This is a genomic window from Pseudomonas sp. PDM22, assembly GCF_014851965.1.
Classification (GTDB): domain Bacteria; phylum Pseudomonadota; class Gammaproteobacteria; order Pseudomonadales; family Pseudomonadaceae; genus Pseudomonas.
In genome coordinates, this window is record NZ_JACVAR010000005.1 from 502,686 (window position 1) to 517,656 (window position 14,971).

Here is a 14,971-nt window from a genome sequence, read left to right on the forward strand (position 1 = left end):
GCACCATGGTGTCGGTCGATACCTTGGTATCGGGCCCGGCGCGTGACGCACTTGCGGTGCCGCGGCCGACACCTAGGTATCATTGGCAGCCCCGCCAGCAAGGCGCATGCTCGCCCCACGGCTAGCGCCGGGAGAGGACCGGTATGCACAACGAAGTCGTCGACAAGCTGCCCGACATGGCGTGGACCGCCAGCGTCGAAGGCCGCCTGGAAAGCGTCAACCAGGCCTGGCGCCTCTATGCCGGGCGCGCCCCCGACGCCCTCGGCGAGCATGCCTGGCAGGCGCTGGTGCATCCCGACGACCTGCCGGCGCTGCAGCACGCCTGGAGCGCCATCCGCCAGTCCGGCGTCGCCCATGACCTGCAGGCCCGCCTGCGCCGGCACGACGGTGTCTATCGCCGCTTCCTGCTGCGCGCCCGCCCGCTCACCAATGACCTCGGCGAGCCCACCGGCTGGTGCGGCCAGAGCATCGACATCGAGGACCTGCTGCCGGCGCCGCCCCTGACCGTGACGCGCGAGACACAGGACCTGATCGACAGCATTCCCGCGCTGATCTCGCTGATGACGCCCACCGGCGAGCTGGAGTGCGTCAACCGGCACAACCGCGAGTACCTCGGCGCCAGCTTCGATGAGCTGCGACGCTGGACCAGCTCCGACACCATCCACCCCGAAGACCTGCCCTGCGCGCTGGCCGCCTGGAAGCACTCGGTGGCCAGCGGCGATCCGTACAACTTCCAGCAGCGGGTGCGCGGCGCGGACGGCATCTACCGCTGGTTCCACGTGCGCGGCCTGCCCCACCGCGATGCCGAGGGGCGTATTCAGCGCTGGTTCGTGCTGAAGGTGGACATCGACGAACAGCGGCGCGACCAGGCCTTGATCGCCCAGGCGCAGAAGTCGCTGGCCCAGGCACTGGAAGAGGTCAGCGTTTCCGAGGACCGCCTGCGCACCCTGATCGACGCCGTGCCCGGCTTCGTCTGGCGCACCGATCCGGGCGGCAGCGTGGAGTTCCTCAACCAGCGCTGGTTCGACTACACCGGCATGACCCCGGAAAGCGCCGCCGGCGTTGGCTGGATGACCGCCCTGCACCCCGACGACGCGCCGGCACTGGGCGTCTACTGGCAGGGCCTGCTGGAAGCGGGCAGCGCCGGCGAGTTCGAAGCGCGCCTGCGCCGCTTCGACGGCAGCTACCGCTGGTTCCTCATCCGCGCGGTGCCCCAGCTGGACGCGGCTGGCCGCGTGCTGAAATGGTACGGCGGCAACACCGACATCCATGTGCGCAAGCGCGCCGAGCTGCTGCTGGCCGGCGAAAAACGCCTGCTCGGCCTGATGGCCGGCGGCTGCGCCCTGCCGCAGGTGCTGGAAACCCTTTGCCAACTGGTGGAAGCCAACCTCGAGGGCAGCCGCTGCGCCATCACCCTGGTCGCGCCGCGCCATGGCCGCTTGCCCGAAGCGACGCTGCGCCTGCAGGCCGGCGCCGCACCGCACCTGCCGACTTCGATGTATGGCGGCACGGACGGCCAGCCGGTGGACGCGCTCAGCAGCCCGCAAGCGCAAGCCGTGCTCGGAAACGCCACCGTGCAGATCGACGACCTGGACGGCGAAACACGCTGGCCCGCCTGGCGGCAACACGCGCAGGCTTGCGGGCTGCGCGCGCTGGCGGCGATCCCGGTGGTGTCCAACCACGGCGAAGTGAGCGGCATCCTCTCGGTCTATTTCGGCCAGCCCCAGAAGGTGGCCGAAAACCAGTGCGCGCTCATTTCGCAGTTCACCCACCTCGCCAGCATCGCCATCGACCGCGCGCGCAGCGAAGCGGCCCTGCGCCAGAGCGAAGCCTTCCTGGCCAAGGCCCAGCGCATCAGCCTCACCGGCACCTTCTCCTGGCGCGTGGATAACGACGAGATCGCCTGGTCGGAGGAAATCTACCGTCTCCTCGACCTGCAGCCGGGCCTGACGCCGGGCTTCGATCTGATCTTCTCGCGCATCCACCCGGACGACCGCGCCACGGTGGAAGCCATGCTCCGGCGCCAGCGCCGCGACGGCTGCGACTTCGAGCATGAACACCGGCTGCTGCTCCCCAGCGGCGCCGTGCGCCACGTCCACCTGGTCGCGCAGGCCACCCGCGAAGCCGACGGCGCACTGCTGTACATCGCCACGGCGCAGGACGTCACCCAGCGCCGCCTCGCCGAGGAGACCCTGCACCGGACCCGCGCCGAACTGGCCCATGTCGCCCGCGTCGCCAGCCTGGGCGCGCTGACTGCGTCCATCGCCCATGAGGTCAACCAGCCGCTGTCGGGCATCATCACCAATGCCAGCACCTGCCTGCGCATGCTGGGTGCGCAAACTCCCAACCTGGAAGGTGCTCGGGAAACCGCGCGGCGCACCATCCGCGACGGCAACCGCGCGGCGGATGTGATCAAGCGCCTGCGCGCCCTGTTCGCCCGCCACGAAACGGTCAGCGAACAGGTGGACCTGAACGAGGCCACGCGGGAAGTCATCGCCATGCTGCACAACGAGCTGCAGCGCCACGGTGTCACGGTGCTGCCCACGCTGCAGGAAGGGTTGCCCGCCGTGAGCGGCGACCGCGTGCAGCTGCAACAGGTGATCCTCAACCTCATCCTCAATGCCATCGATGCGCTGGACGAAGTGCACGACCGCCCGCGCCAGCTGCGCATCAGCACCGGCCATGACCTGGACGCGAGCATCTTCCTGGCGGTCCGCGACAACGGCGCGGGCTTCGCGCCGGAGGACGCCGGGCGCCTGTTCGATGCCTTCTTCAGCACCAAGCAGTCGGGCATGGGCATCGGCCTGTGGGTCAGCCGCTCGATCATCGAGCACCACGCCGGCCGGGTCTGGGCTACCACCCACGACGGGCCGGGCTCCACCTTCATCTTCGCGCTGCCGCAGGCACTGACGCCGGCACCGACCAGCCACGACCAACCGACGGAGATCTGCTGATGGCCACGCCCCTGCTCGTGTCGGTGGTCGATGACGACGAATCGGTGCGCGAATCCCTGCCGGACCTGCTGCGCGAGTTCGGCTTCGAGGTGAACGCGTTCTCCTGCGCGGAGGACTTCCTCGCCTCGGACGCCCTGCAGCGCACCCGCTGCCTGATCCTCGACGTGTCGATGCCGGGCATGAGCGGGCCGCAGCTGCAGAAGGAGCTGGCCGCGCGCGCGATCCCCGTACCGATCATCTTCATCACCGCTTACAGCGACGCAACCACCTGCCCACGCCTGCTCGCCCTGGGCGCAGTGGCCTGCCTGCTCAAGCCGTTCAGCGAAGCGGAACTGCTCAAGGCGCTCAGCGCCGCCCTGCCGGTCGGCTGACAGCCCGGTCGACGCCACTCGGAGGACATGGCATGTTGCACCACTCTCCCCTTCAACCCGGCTCATCCCCGCGAACGGAAACCCGGTCCATGTCAGAGGCGACACCCATTGTCTACGTGGTCGACGACGACATCTCGGTGCGCGAATCACTGGAGCTGCTGATCCGCTCGGCCGGCTGGCAGCCGGTGCTGTTCGAGGCCGCCAGCGCCTTCCTCGACCAGCCGCCGAGCCTCGCGCCGTGCTGCCTGGTGCTGGACGTCAACCTGCCGGACCTCAACGGGCTCGACCTGCAGCGCAGCGTGGCCGGCGAGCGCCCGGCGATGCCGATCATCTTCATCACCGGCTACGGCGACGTACCGCTCACCGTGCGTGCGATGAAGGCGGGCGCGGTGGAGTTCCTCACCAAGCCGTTCGACAGCGATACGCTGCTGCAGGCCATCACCGACGCCCTGGAACACAGCCGCGCAGCGCTCGGCCAGCAGTCCCGCCTCGACGCCCTGCGCCAGGCTTACGCCCTGCTCACCAGCCGCGAGCGGGAAGTGCTGGAGATGGTGGTGGCCGGCCGTCTGAACAAGCAGGTTGCCGCCGACCTGGGCATCAGCGAGATCACCGTGAAGGCGCACCGTGGCCGGGTCATGCGCAAGATGCAGGCGCGCACGCTGCCGGACCTGGTGAACATGGCGGCATTGCTCGCCATCGGGCCGGCCGAGAGCCGCTGATATCGCTCAGGCGGTAGCGCCCAGCGCCCGCCGCAAAGCTTCCAGCTGGCAGACGTCGAGCGTGTCCAGGCCTTCTTCGGGCTGGCAGGTTTCCAGCAGCGCCAACGCTTGGGCCACATCCCCTTGCTTCGCGCGCAGCCGTGCCAGGTCCAGGCTCGAACGCAAGACCCAGGCGAACGCACCCTGTTCGCCAGCCATCGCCAGCGATTCCTGGAGAACACGCTCCACCGCCTGATCCCCCTCCTCGCCCAGCGCAGCGATGATCTGCGCCTCGATACGCATCAGCTCCGGCAAGGCATAGGCATCGCCGCTGCTACGGCAGTGCGCGATGCAGCGCCGCGCCACGCCCAGCGCGCGGCGGTGTTCGCCGGCAAGGATCAGGCCTTCGGCCAGGGCGATCTCGAAGGAGGTGGTCAGCAACTCGTAGCGCATGCCGTGCAGGCGCGTGAGGCTTTCTTCCAGTTGGCGCACCGCGTCGCCGGGTTGTTCGCGGCGAATGGCGATGGCCGCGCGCAGGCCCGGGGTCGCGGCCTGATAGGGGGCGAAGGCGTTGGCCTCGGCGATCCGGCTGAAGGTCGCCAGGCTGCGCTCGGCCTTGTCCAGCTCGCCGGTCCAGAGATGGATGCACAGCGTCCACACCAGGGCGATGCAATGGGTGGCCGGATGATTGAGCTCCGCCGCCTCGGCTTCCACCTGGTCCGCCCAACGCCGCGACTGGTCGGCGCAACCCAGCAGCCAGAGCGTGCGCGCCAGGGCGAGGCCCGTGCGGTTGTGGTGGTCGAAGCCATAGTGCAACGTGCGGCTGCGTTCGGAAGGCAGGCTGTTGCGCAGGGACTTTTCCAGCTCCTCGCGCGCCCGCTGCTGGTCGCCCAACAGGTGATGGGAGATACCGGCGAGCGAGGCAGCCACGGCCACCGCTTCCGGCTCGCCCAGGGTATCGCCGACCAGCACCGCGCGCTCCGCCCAGGCCAGCGAAGAGGCGAAGTCACCGATGCGTTCGTAGAAGATCTGCAGGCGCCCGAGCACCCGCAGTTCGGCCCAGTGGTCGCCCAGCGCCTCGGCGATTTCCAGCGCGCGAAGCAGGGCCTTGCCGGCCGCCTCGCTGTTGCCGCGGGTGAACATCAGCACCAGCCCGAGAGCCGCCTGCAGCTCCATTTCGGTGGGCGTGCCGAAGTAGCCCAGCTCCAGCAACTCGGTGGCCCGAGCGCACCAGGTACGGCACTCCACCTGCAGTGAATAGTGCAGGAACAGCGGCGCGCTGGCCGCTGCCAGCGGCAGGGCGAGGCCAGGGTCGCCCTGCGGGCCGAAGCTCCACTCCAGCGCGCTGCGCACGTTGCCCAGCTGGCTGGCCAGACGCGCACAGCCTGCGTAGATGACCTCGGGCACGCTACCCAGTTGCTCCAGCAACCACAGGTAATAGGCGGCGTGACGGAAGGCCAGGGCGTGCGCCTCCTCATGGCCATGGGCAGCAGCCTTTTCGCGGGCGAAGGCGCGGGTCATTTCCAGCAATCGATAGGCCGTGGCGGCCTCGCTGCGGTCCACCGCCACGAGTCCCTTGGCGGTCAGCTCATCGAGGATGGCAGCCGCTTCCAGCGCATCGATCCGTGCATCGGCGACGACCTGCGCGGCCGCCTCCTGGGAGAACGGCCCGACGAAGACCGAAAGGCGGTCGAACACCAGTTTCTCGCTGCCGGACAACAGGCCGTAGCTCCAGTCCAGCATGGCGCGCAGCGTCTGGTGGCGCGGCTGCGCGGTGCGCCGGCCGGACCAGCCCAGGGAGAAGCGTTCGCCCAGCAGCGAATGGGTGGCCTTCACTCCATGGATGGCCACCCGGACCGCCGCCAGTTCGATGGGCAAGGCCATGCCACCCAGGCGCCGGCACATGTCGGCAATCAGGTCAGCGTCGCCGTCCTGCAGTTGCAGCGAGGCGTTGGCGGCCTCGGCGCGCTCGACGAACAGCCGCACGGCGGGGAACGCCAGCAAAGCTTCTGGCGGCAAGCCTTGCGGGTCTTCGGGGAAATCCAGCGGGCCCAGCCAGTGCGCCTCTTCGTCCCGCGCGCGCAGCGGCTCGCGGCTGGTGGCCAGCAGGCCGACGCCGGGAGCGGCATCGCGAATACGCTCGGCCAGCGCGGACACCACGTCCACCACGTGCTCGCAATTGTCGACGATCAGCAGCAGGTCCTGGCCCCGGAGGTGCGCCAGCAGCACCGCCAGCGGGTCCTCGGACTGCACCGGCACACCCACCGAGGCGGCCAGCGCCGAGGCCACCAGCTGCTCATCCTCGATTTGCGCCAGGTCGATGAAGCGCACGGCCTGCCGGCGTTCGGCGGCCAGTCGGTGGCCTACTTCGTTGGCCAGGCTGGTCTTGCCGACTCCGCCGGTGCCGACGATGGTGAACAGGCGGGGCTCGCGCAGGCGCTGCAGGATCATCTGCACATCGGCCTCGCGGCCGATCAGCTTCACCCGCGGCGGCAAGCTGCCGACGCCTTCGCCCATGCTCATTACCGGCGGCGCTGCCGACACCGCTTCGCTACCAAGATTCACCGGTGCGACGAAGGCATAGCCGACACCCACCTGGGTGGCGATGTAGCGCGCGCCGTCCTCGCCGTCGCCCAGGGCGCGGCGCAGGCCGGTCATGTGGAAGCGCAGGCTGCCCTCTTCCACCACCATGTCGGGCCACACGCGCTTGAGCAGTTCACGCTTGGAGAGCACGCGACCGGGCTTTTCCAGCAGGGCGAGCAGCAGGTCGAAGGCTCGCCCGCCGATATCCATCGGCTGCGCATCACGGGTGAGCAGGCGCTTGCCGGGCACGACCCGGAACGGGCCGAATTCGACCGGCGTTTTGAGTGAGGAGGACAGATCGTCCGCTGCGGACTCCACGGGGCGTCTCTTCCGACAGAGGGAGTGGGCGCGAGACTGGCCCGCAAGTCCTAGCAGGATAGGAGTTTCGAGCACGCGATCAAGCCTTTGCGTGACCTTTTATGCGGGCTGTCACGCCCAATGGCCGGTGGCGATGCCCCATCAGCACAGGCTCAGGGTGACGGCGACATTGCCCCGCAGCGCTTTCGAGTAGGGGCAACTCTGCTGCGCGGCATCCAGCAGCCGCTGCGCCAGTTCGGCGTCCAGCCCCGGCAGGTGGACCGCCAGGTGGGCCCGCAGGAAGAAACCCTGCTCGCCGTGCATCAACTCCACCTCGGCATCCACCGTCGTGTCCGCCGGGAACTCCTGCTTGCGCGCATTCGCGGCATGCCGCAGCGCGCCGATGAAGCAGGCCGACCAGCCAGCGGCGAACAACTGCTCGGGGTTGCTGCCCTCCCCCGGTGCTCCCGGTGGCGTCAGCCGAACCTGCAACCGACCATCATCACTGCGTGCTTCACCATCACGGCCGCCGCGGGTATGCACACGGGCGGTGTAGAGAACCTTCTCGATCGACTGCATCGGGTCTTCCTGAAAACCTGGACTCAATGGGCGGCGGCGGTACGCCTGCGCCGCGCCGGTTTCTGCGCTTCACACACGACGGGCCCTGCGGCCGGCAGCGCGCAACGGTGGGCGCTCAGTTCATGCCGAGCCAGCTCCAGCAGCCAGGCGCGAAAAGGCACGGCCGGGTCGTAGCTGGCGCGCTGTCGGCCAACCTGTCGCAGGGTGGCGCGCAGCAGGTCGCCCATATCCTGCTGGCCGATGCGCCCGGCCTGCGCCTGGCCCTCGAAGAAGGCGATGAGCAGCGGCAGCACGGCCATGTACAGCTGGCGCGATGCCGCCTCGTCGTGCTCGCCGGAGCCGAGGATCAACGCGCCGAATTCGGCATTGCTGCGCCGCCCCACCAGATTCATGCAGCCATCATGCTGGGTCATGGAGGCCTCCCTGGTTAGCCAATGACACCCGGTTGCCAGAGTGGCAAGGCCGGCGCAATCGGGCGAGTTATCTGCTGTTAGCTCTTGTTAGCTGGCCGGATTTGCGCGGCGCAGAAAAGCAGAAACCCGAGCGAGGCTCGGGTTTGCGTGAGGTAACGCAGCGGCGGATGGCACTCAGAACGGCGAGGGTTCCCCGCTGAAGGCCTCGACCGCCTGCACCAGTCCGAGGGCGGCGAGCATCACCAGCTCGCGCCCCTTCTCCGGCGTGGCAAGGCCCGGATCGGAGCCCATGCGGCCGTCCGGATGGCGCGCGCGGAAGTCCGCCGCTTCGCGGATCGGGCCCCAGTTGGCGATCGGCGGCGAGTACTCGGCCGACTTGATGTGCTGCGGATAGGCCCACTGGGTCACGGCGATCTCCGAAGGCGTGGCGTGAATGCCATGGCCCTTGGGGAACTGCCGGTTGGCCAGCTCGCCGACGCCGTCCAGGTCCCACCAGTTGCACAGCTTCAGGGCGAAGCCGGCCGGGCGGCGGGCGAAGCTGGCCTGGACGTAGAGTTCGGAGAAGGCGGCCTCGATGGAGGCGACGTTACCGCCGTGGCCATTGAGGAAGAGGATTTTCTCGAAGCCGTGGGCAGCCAGGGAATTCACCCAGTCGCAGATGGCGGCGATGAAGGTCGAGGGGCGCAGCGTGATGGTGCCAGGGAAGCCCAGGTGATGCTGCGCCATGCCGATGTTGAAGGTCGGCGCGATGAGGATGTCCGCCGACTTCTGCGCTTCGTGGGCGATGATTTCCGGGCACATCCAGTCGGTCCCCAGCAGGCCGATGGGGCCGTGCTGCTCGTTGGAGCCGATGGGGATGACGATGGTCCGGCTGCGGCCAAGGAATTGCTCGATTTCGGACCAGGTGCAAAGGGGTAGGAGCATGGAGACCTCGCGATTCGACGGGTTCGCCTGGGTGGGATGAGCGTGCGGCGCACGTTCGGACTGCGGGGTTCTCGGAGCTATGGCCGGGTTTCCCCTGCCGGAAATGACACCACGAAGGCCGAGACGTCGGACATTGCACCATGGTGTCTATCGGAGGGTTGGCGCGCCTGGTTGACGGCGGACCTTGTCCGCCGTTCGCGGGCATGGCCCGCTCCTACAAGGGGGCACGGAGTACGAGGCTGGTGTAGGAGCTGGCCATGCCTGCGACAGCCCGGCGCAGAGGCATCAGGGGCTAACCTTTCGGCCGGATCGAATACAACCCCGCCAGCAGGATCAGCAGCGCGCCGGTGAGGGTCCAGAGGGTCGGCGTCTCGCCGAAGACGATGAGGCCGATCAGCGTGGCGAAGGCCAGCAACGAGTAGTTGAACGGCTGCAGCGTCGAGGCCTGGGCGTACTTCAGCGCCTGGATCAGCAGCAGCTGAGCGATCACTCCGGAGACGGCGACGATCGACATCAGCATCGCTTCGTGGGGCGTCGGCGTGACCCACGCGGGAAGCCCGGCGGAGGTGGCCGCCACGGCGCCGACCACGGCCATGTACAGGGTGGTGGTGGCGAAGGAGTCGGTCTGGCTGATACGCCGCGAGAGGATGTTGAAGAAGGCGAAGGTCAGCGCCGCCGCCAGCGGGATCAGCGCCGCGGGCTCGAACACGCCCATGCCGGGGCGCAGGATCAGCAGCGTACCGCCAAAACCCACCGCCGCCGCCAGCCATTGCCGGCCGACCATCCGCTCACCCAGAAACACCCTCGCCAGGCCCAGCGTCATCAGCGGGAACACCGCGTAGAGCGCGTGGGTCTCGGCCAACCCGAGGTAGCGCAGGGCCAGGCCGAAGATGGCGATCTCGCCTACGCCCAGCAACGCGCGGACCACCTGCTGCCAGGGACTGGCGCTGCGGCTGGCCGCGCGCACGCCGCCCTGGGAGCGACAGACGATGAGCGCGAACAGCACGAACACCCAGTAGCGCACCATCACCAGTTCGGCCACCGGCAAGTGGCGGACCAGCACCTTGGTGATGCCGTCCTGGCAGGCGAAGATGAGCATCGACAGCAGGCACAGGGCGATGCCCAGGCGGGGATTGTTCGCAGCGGCCAGCGCGGTGGCCGAGGTCTTGCTGGTCATGGGAGAAGGCTCTTGGCGGTGGCGGCCTCGCGGCGGGCGCCTCCAGCGCTTGTGCCGGAGTGGCCGGGGCGCGGTCAAGCCACAGGGCGCTGGCAAGCACGCCGATGTCGCCCGCAAGCCGCCGGCACTTCAAACCGGCGCGGCTTCCCACTACAGTCTGGCGACCCGCTCAAGGCGACAACGGTGATCCATGGACAGGTTTCAGGAAATGACAGTGCTGCTGGCCGTGGCCGAAGCCGGCAGCTTTGCCGCTGGCGCCAAGCAGCTGGGCCTGTCGCCGCCCAGCGTGACCCGCGCCATCGCCGCGCTGGAGCAGCGCCTGGGTACCCTGCTGCTGGCCCGCAGCACCCGCAGCGTGCGGCTGACCGAGGCCGGCCAGCGCTATGTCGAGGACTGCCGGCGCATCCTCCAGGAACTGGAAGAAGCCGAGGAGCTGGCCTCCGGCAGCGCCCTGCGACCGCGCGGCAACCTGGCGGTGACCGCGCCGGTGCTGTTCGGCGAGCTGTACCTGATCCCGCTGATCGCCGGCTACCTGGACGCCCATCCCGAGGTGACGGTCAATGCGCTGCTGGTCGATCGCGTGGTGAACATGCTTGACGAGGGCATCGACGTCGCCGTGCGCATCGGCCAACTGCCCGAGGGCAGCCTGACCGCGTTGAAAGTCGGCGAAATCCGCCCGGTGGTCTGTGCCTCCCCGGCCTTTCTCGAGCGCCACGGCCGCCCGCAGCACCCCAACGAACTGCTCGACGCGCCGGTGGTGATGGCCGCCACCAGCGTGCTGCTCACCGACTGGCAGTTCGTCACCGCGGACGGCCCACTGACCCTGCGCCCACCGTCGCGTTTCGTGGTCAGCTCGAACAACGCCGCTATCCACGCCGCGCGCCTGGGCGGCGGCTTTACCCGCGTCCTCTCCTACCAGGCCGCCGAGGCCGTGGCGCGTGGCGAGCTGGAGATCGTCCTCGACGAGTTCGCCACGGCGCCATTGCCGATCCACCTGCTCTACCAGGACAGCACGCGGCTGCCGGCGAAGGTTCGCAGCTTCGTCACGCATTGCGCGGAACGCCTGCGCGCCGACCCGGCCCTGCAAGCCACACAGCCGTGAGCCGCTACCGGGAAGTGCAGGCGTTCGACGCCGTGGCGCGCTCCGGCAGCCTCGCCGCGGGCGCGCGTCGGCTGGAGCTGTCCACCGCGACGGTGATGCGCCTGGTTGCCGCTTTGGAGTCCCGCCTGCAATGCGAGTTTCTGCTGCGCGGCCCGCGTGGGGTCGAGCTGAGCGCCAGTGGCGAAGCCTTCGCCGCCAGTTGCCGGCAGATTCTCCAGGGTATCGATGAGGCGGAAGGCTCGCTCGACGGCTTGCAGGCCCACCCTGCCGGGCAGTTGAACCTGACATTGCCGCTGCTGATGGCCGACCGCCTCTTCGCGCCTATCGCGCTGGACTACCTGGCGGCCTTTCCTGATGTACGCCTGGTCAGCCGTCACCGCGAGGACCTGCCGCGTCTGCTGGAAGACGGCATCGATGTGGCGCTGGTGATAGGCACCTTGCCCGACTCGTCCGGCTTCGCCTTGCCGGTGGGCACGGTGCGGCCGGTGATCTGCGCATCGCCCGACTACCTCACGCGCCATGGCGTGCCGCAGGCGCCGGAGGACCTCAAGGCGCACCGCATCATCGTCGCCGGGAGCCAGGGCGCTGTCAGCGAATGGCGCTTCCGTCACCAGGGCGCGCCGCGTTCGGTGCGTCTCTCACCGAAGCTGGCGTGCAGCACCACCCACGCGGCAATCCGCGCTGCCAGCCTGGGGCTCGGGCTGACCCGCTGCATGAGCCACGAGGCCCATGCCGAACTGAGCAGCGGGGACCTGCAGGTGGTGTTGCAGGACTACGCGGCGCCAGGGTTGCCGGTGCAGCTGATCTACCGCGAAGGCCGCCGCGCGGCAGCGCGGGTGCGTACCTTCCTCGATTTCGTGGTGCCGCGCCTGCGGGCGCATCCGGCGTTGCGCGGGTAGGTTCGCCCCTCGCCTGTGGCCCCGCCGCTCGGGCTGTCGCAGGCAGGGCCGGCGCCCGCCCGGCATGCAAACGCCACCGGCATTCACCTGCACCGCCCATTCTTCCGAATTCTGAAACGCTGGATTGCCCGCCGTGGTGATTCTGCGCGCCGGTCATCGGGCGCAGCATTCACCCATCAGCTCGAGCAACCCACCCCGGACCGACTCGCGCTGCCCACCCACTCAAGCCAACGGAGTCACGGTCATGTCCCACACCATCAAACTCTTCCGCCACCCGCTGTCCGGCCACGCCCACCGCGTCGAGCTGATGCTCTCGCTGCTGCAGCTGCCCACCGAACTGATCTCGGTGGACCTCGCCAAGGGCGCCCACAAGCACCCGGATTTCCTCGCCCTGAACCCTTTCGGCCAGGTGCCGGTGATCGATGACGAAGGCGTCATCGTCTCCGACTCCAACGCCATCCTGGTCTACCTGGCGAAAAAATACGGCAACGGCCGCTGGCTGCCGGAAGACCCGCTGGGCGCCGCCCGCGTGCAGCGCTGGCTGTCGGTCGCCGCCGGGCAGGTTGCCTACGGCCCGGCCGCTGCGCGGCTGATCACCGTGTTCGGCGCCGCCTTCAACCCCGAGGAAGTCGCCACCCGCGCCCACACCCTGTTCCAGGTGATGGAACGCGAACTGGCGAAGACGCCCTTCCTGGCCGGCAGCGAGGCGACCATCGCCGACGTGTCCAACTACTCCTACATTTCCCATGCGCCGGAGGGCAACGTCTCCCTGCAGGACTACCCCAACCTGCGCGCCTGGCTGGCCCGCGTGGAGGCCCTGCCGCACTTCGTACCGATGCAGCGCACCGCCATCGGCCTGCAAGCCTGATGCAACCTTCGCTGCCGGGGTGACCCGGCAGCCCCTTCGTCGCGAGGTGCCCGTCATGTTCCAGCTGCCCAAACACCGTACCTCCCCCTGGCACGCCGGCGAGAAGGCGATCCAGGAGCGCGTCGGCGTCGCCGAGCGCATGGAAGTCCATGGCCAGAAAGTCATCCGCGACTACATGCCCGACCAGCACCGTGAGTTCTACCACCAGCTGCCCTTCATCATCGCCGGCGCCGTGGATGACCAGGGTCGGCCCTGGGCAACCCTGCTCGAAGGTGCGGAAGGCTTCGTCACCTCGCCCGACCCGAAAAGCCTGCTGCTCGACAGCGTCCCCGACAGCCAGGACCCCGCCGCCAGCGGCCTGCAAGCCGGCCACCCGATCGGCCTGCTGGGCATCGAGCTGCACACCCGCCGGCGCAACCGCATGAACGGCGTCCTCCGCGAAGTGGATGGCGGCCTGTTGACGGTGGCGGTCGAGCACTCCTTCGGCAACTGCCCGCAGTACATCCAGAAGCGCGAGTGGAGCCGCGACGAGCAGCGCTACAGCCAGCGCGCCCCGCGTGAGGATTTCGGTGCGCTGAACGAGGAGCTGGCAACCATCATCCGCAACGCCGACACCTTCTTCGTCGCCAGCTATGTCCAGCACGAGGACGGCGAGCGCTCGGTGGACGTCTCCCATCGCGGCGGCCGCCCCGGCTTCGTCCGGGTCGACGGCAATCGCCTGACCATCCCCGACTATGCCGGCAACCTGCACTTCAACACCCTCGGCAACCTGCAGGCCAATCCGCAGGCGGGGCTGCTGTTCGTCGACTTCACCAGCGGTGACGTGCTGCAGGTTCACGGCCGCACCGAAATCCTCTTCGACAGCCCGCTGCTGGCGGCCTTCGAAGGCGCCGAACGCCTGTGGACCCTGGACGTACAGCACGCGGTGCTGCGCCACAACGCCCTGGCGCTGCGCTGGAACTTCCGCGAGTACTCGCCCACCAGCCTGATGACCGGCACCTGGGCCGAGGCCGACGCCAAACTGCAGGAGCGCGAGCAGCGCCAGCAGTGGCAGGACTGGCAGGTGCTGCGGGTGGAACCGGAAAGCGAAGACATCCGCTCGTTCTACCTGCAACCACCCACCGGCCTCGCCGTGAGTTTCGTTCCGGGCCAGCACCTGCCGGTGCGCCTGGCGGCCGGCGAACAGGCGCTGATCCGCACCTACAGCCTCTCCAGCGCGCCGTCTGACGGCCAATTGCGCATCAGCGTAAAGGCCCAGGGCCCGGCGTCCCGGTACCTGCATGAAAGGATTGCTGTCGGCGATCACCTGCAGGTCCGCGCCCCCATGGGCAGCTTCACCCTGAAAAGCGACAGCACACGGCCAGTGGTGCTGATCGGCGCTGGCGTGGGCATCACCCCGCTGCTGTCGATGCTGCGCGAGCTGGTGGCAGGCCCGGCGCGGCGTGTTCACCTGTTCCAGTCTGCGCGGACGCTGGGCCAGTTACCGTTCCAGCGCGAGATCGCCGAGCTGCGCCAGCGCGCGCCGCAACTGCTGGTCCACCGCGCACTCAGCCGTCCGGAGCCCGAAGCGCTGGCCGGTCGCGACTTCGAACAGGTTGGGCGCCTGGATATCGAGGCGATCAAGGCGCGGCTGCCGCTGGACGATTACGACTTCTATGTCTGCGGCCCCGGAGAATTCACCCAGGCGATCTACGACGGCCTGCGCGGCCTGAGCATCGCCGACGCACGCATCCATGCCGAAACCTTCGGTCCCTCGACGCTCAAGCGCCGGGGTGACGGCCAGGAGCCGACGCTGATGCAGCCGCCCGCTGCCACCGAACCGGTGCCGGTGTACTTCGCCGGCTCGGCCAAGGAGGCCCGCTGGAAGCCCGAGAGCGGCAGCCTGCTGGAGCTGGCCGAGGCCCGTGGGCTGGCACCCGACTTCAGCTGCCGCGGCGGCTCCTGCGGCACCTGCAGGACGAAGATCGTCAGCGGCCAGGTGCACTACCCCAATCCACCGGCGGAACTGCCCGAAGCGGGCAGCGTACTGATCTGCTGCGCCATTCCGGCGCAGGACGACAGCGGCGTGCAACCGCTGGTGCTGGACCTCTAGGAGGCGAAACGATC

At 68.9% G+C, this 14,971-nt stretch carries 12 protein-coding genes; 7 read left to right on the plus strand and 5 right to left on the minus strand.

Annotated features, from left to right (window positions below; genetic code table 11):
• The first annotated feature begins 143 nt into the window (after window positions 1-143).
• The 3 genes from IB255_RS20100 (at window position 144) to IB255_RS20110 (ending at window position 4,044) form a co-directional block, all read left to right on the plus strand.
• Window positions 144-2,954, plus strand: coding sequence for a PAS domain-containing protein (locus IB255_RS20100; RefSeq protein WP_081518281.1), 2,811 nt, complete (start codon window positions 144-146; stop codon window positions 2,952-2,954).
• Window positions 2,954-3,325, plus strand: a complete 372-nt coding sequence (locus IB255_RS20105; protein WP_081518282.1) for a response regulator transcription factor — start codon at window positions 2,954-2,956, stop codon at window positions 3,323-3,325. The genes IB255_RS20100 and IB255_RS20105 overlap by 1 nt, the downstream gene beginning before the upstream one ends.
• Before the next feature lie 89 nt (window positions 3,326-3,414).
• Complete coding sequence (locus IB255_RS20110) at window positions 3,415-4,044, plus strand: response regulator transcription factor (protein WP_168190511.1); 630 nt, start codon at window positions 3,415-3,417, stop codon at window positions 4,042-4,044.
• 6 nt (window positions 4,045-4,050) lie between these two features.
• Here IB255_RS20110 and IB255_RS20115 read toward each other — a convergent pair whose 3' ends face one another.
• The 5 genes from IB255_RS20115 to IB255_RS20135 form a co-directional block, all read right to left on the minus strand.
• The gene (locus IB255_RS20115; RefSeq protein WP_081518284.1) at window positions 4,051-6,924 is read right to left on the minus strand and encodes an ATP-binding protein; all 2,874 of its coding nucleotides are present in this window, start codon (window positions 6,922-6,924) and stop codon (window positions 4,051-4,053) included.
• Window positions 6,925-7,065: 141 nt separating this feature from the next.
• Complete coding sequence (locus tag IB255_RS20120; RefSeq protein WP_081518285.1) at window positions 7,066-7,482, minus strand: organic hydroperoxide resistance protein; 417 nt, start codon at window positions 7,480-7,482, stop codon at window positions 7,066-7,068.
• Between the two features lie 23 nt (window positions 7,483-7,505).
• Entirely contained in the window at window positions 7,506-7,895 is a 390-nt protein-coding gene (locus IB255_RS20125; RefSeq protein WP_192210765.1) for a hypothetical protein, read from the minus strand.
• A gap of 174 nt (window positions 7,896-8,069) precedes the next feature.
• Window positions 8,070-8,819, minus strand: a complete 750-nt coding sequence (locus IB255_RS20130) for a creatininase family protein (RefSeq protein WP_081518287.1) — start codon at window positions 8,817-8,819, stop codon at window positions 8,070-8,072.
• Between the two features lie 292 nt (window positions 8,820-9,111).
• Complete coding sequence (locus tag IB255_RS20135; RefSeq protein ID WP_081518288.1) at window positions 9,112-9,996, minus strand: DMT family transporter; 885 nt, start codon at window positions 9,994-9,996, stop codon at window positions 9,112-9,114.
• 190 nt (window positions 9,997-10,186) lie between these two features.
• On the opposite strand from IB255_RS20135, the gene IB255_RS20140 reads away from it, so the two are divergent.
• The 4 genes from IB255_RS20140 to IB255_RS20155 all read left to right on the plus strand — a co-directional run bounded on the left by IB255_RS20140 (window position 10,187) and on the right by IB255_RS20155 (window position 14,957).
• On the plus strand, window positions 10,187-11,098 hold the full coding sequence (locus tag IB255_RS20140) for a LysR family transcriptional regulator (RefSeq protein WP_081518289.1): 912 nt from the start codon (window positions 10,187-10,189) through the stop codon (window positions 11,096-11,098).
• The gene (locus IB255_RS20145) at window positions 11,095-11,997 is read left to right on the plus strand and encodes a LysR family transcriptional regulator (RefSeq protein ID WP_192210766.1); all 903 of its coding nucleotides are present in this window, start codon (window positions 11,095-11,097) and stop codon (window positions 11,995-11,997) included. Before IB255_RS20140 ends, IB255_RS20145 begins: the two co-directional genes overlap by 4 nt.
• Before the next feature lie 244 nt (window positions 11,998-12,241).
• Entirely contained in the window at window positions 12,242-12,865 is a 624-nt protein-coding gene (locus tag IB255_RS20150) for a glutathione S-transferase family protein (RefSeq protein ID WP_081518291.1), read from the plus strand.
• 55 nt (window positions 12,866-12,920) lie between these two features.
• The gene (locus IB255_RS20155) at window positions 12,921-14,957 is read left to right on the plus strand and encodes a pyridoxamine 5'-phosphate oxidase family protein (protein WP_192210767.1); all 2,037 of its coding nucleotides are present in this window, start codon (window positions 12,921-12,923) and stop codon (window positions 14,955-14,957) included.
• The last annotated feature ends 14 nt before the right edge of the window (window positions 14,958-14,971 follow it).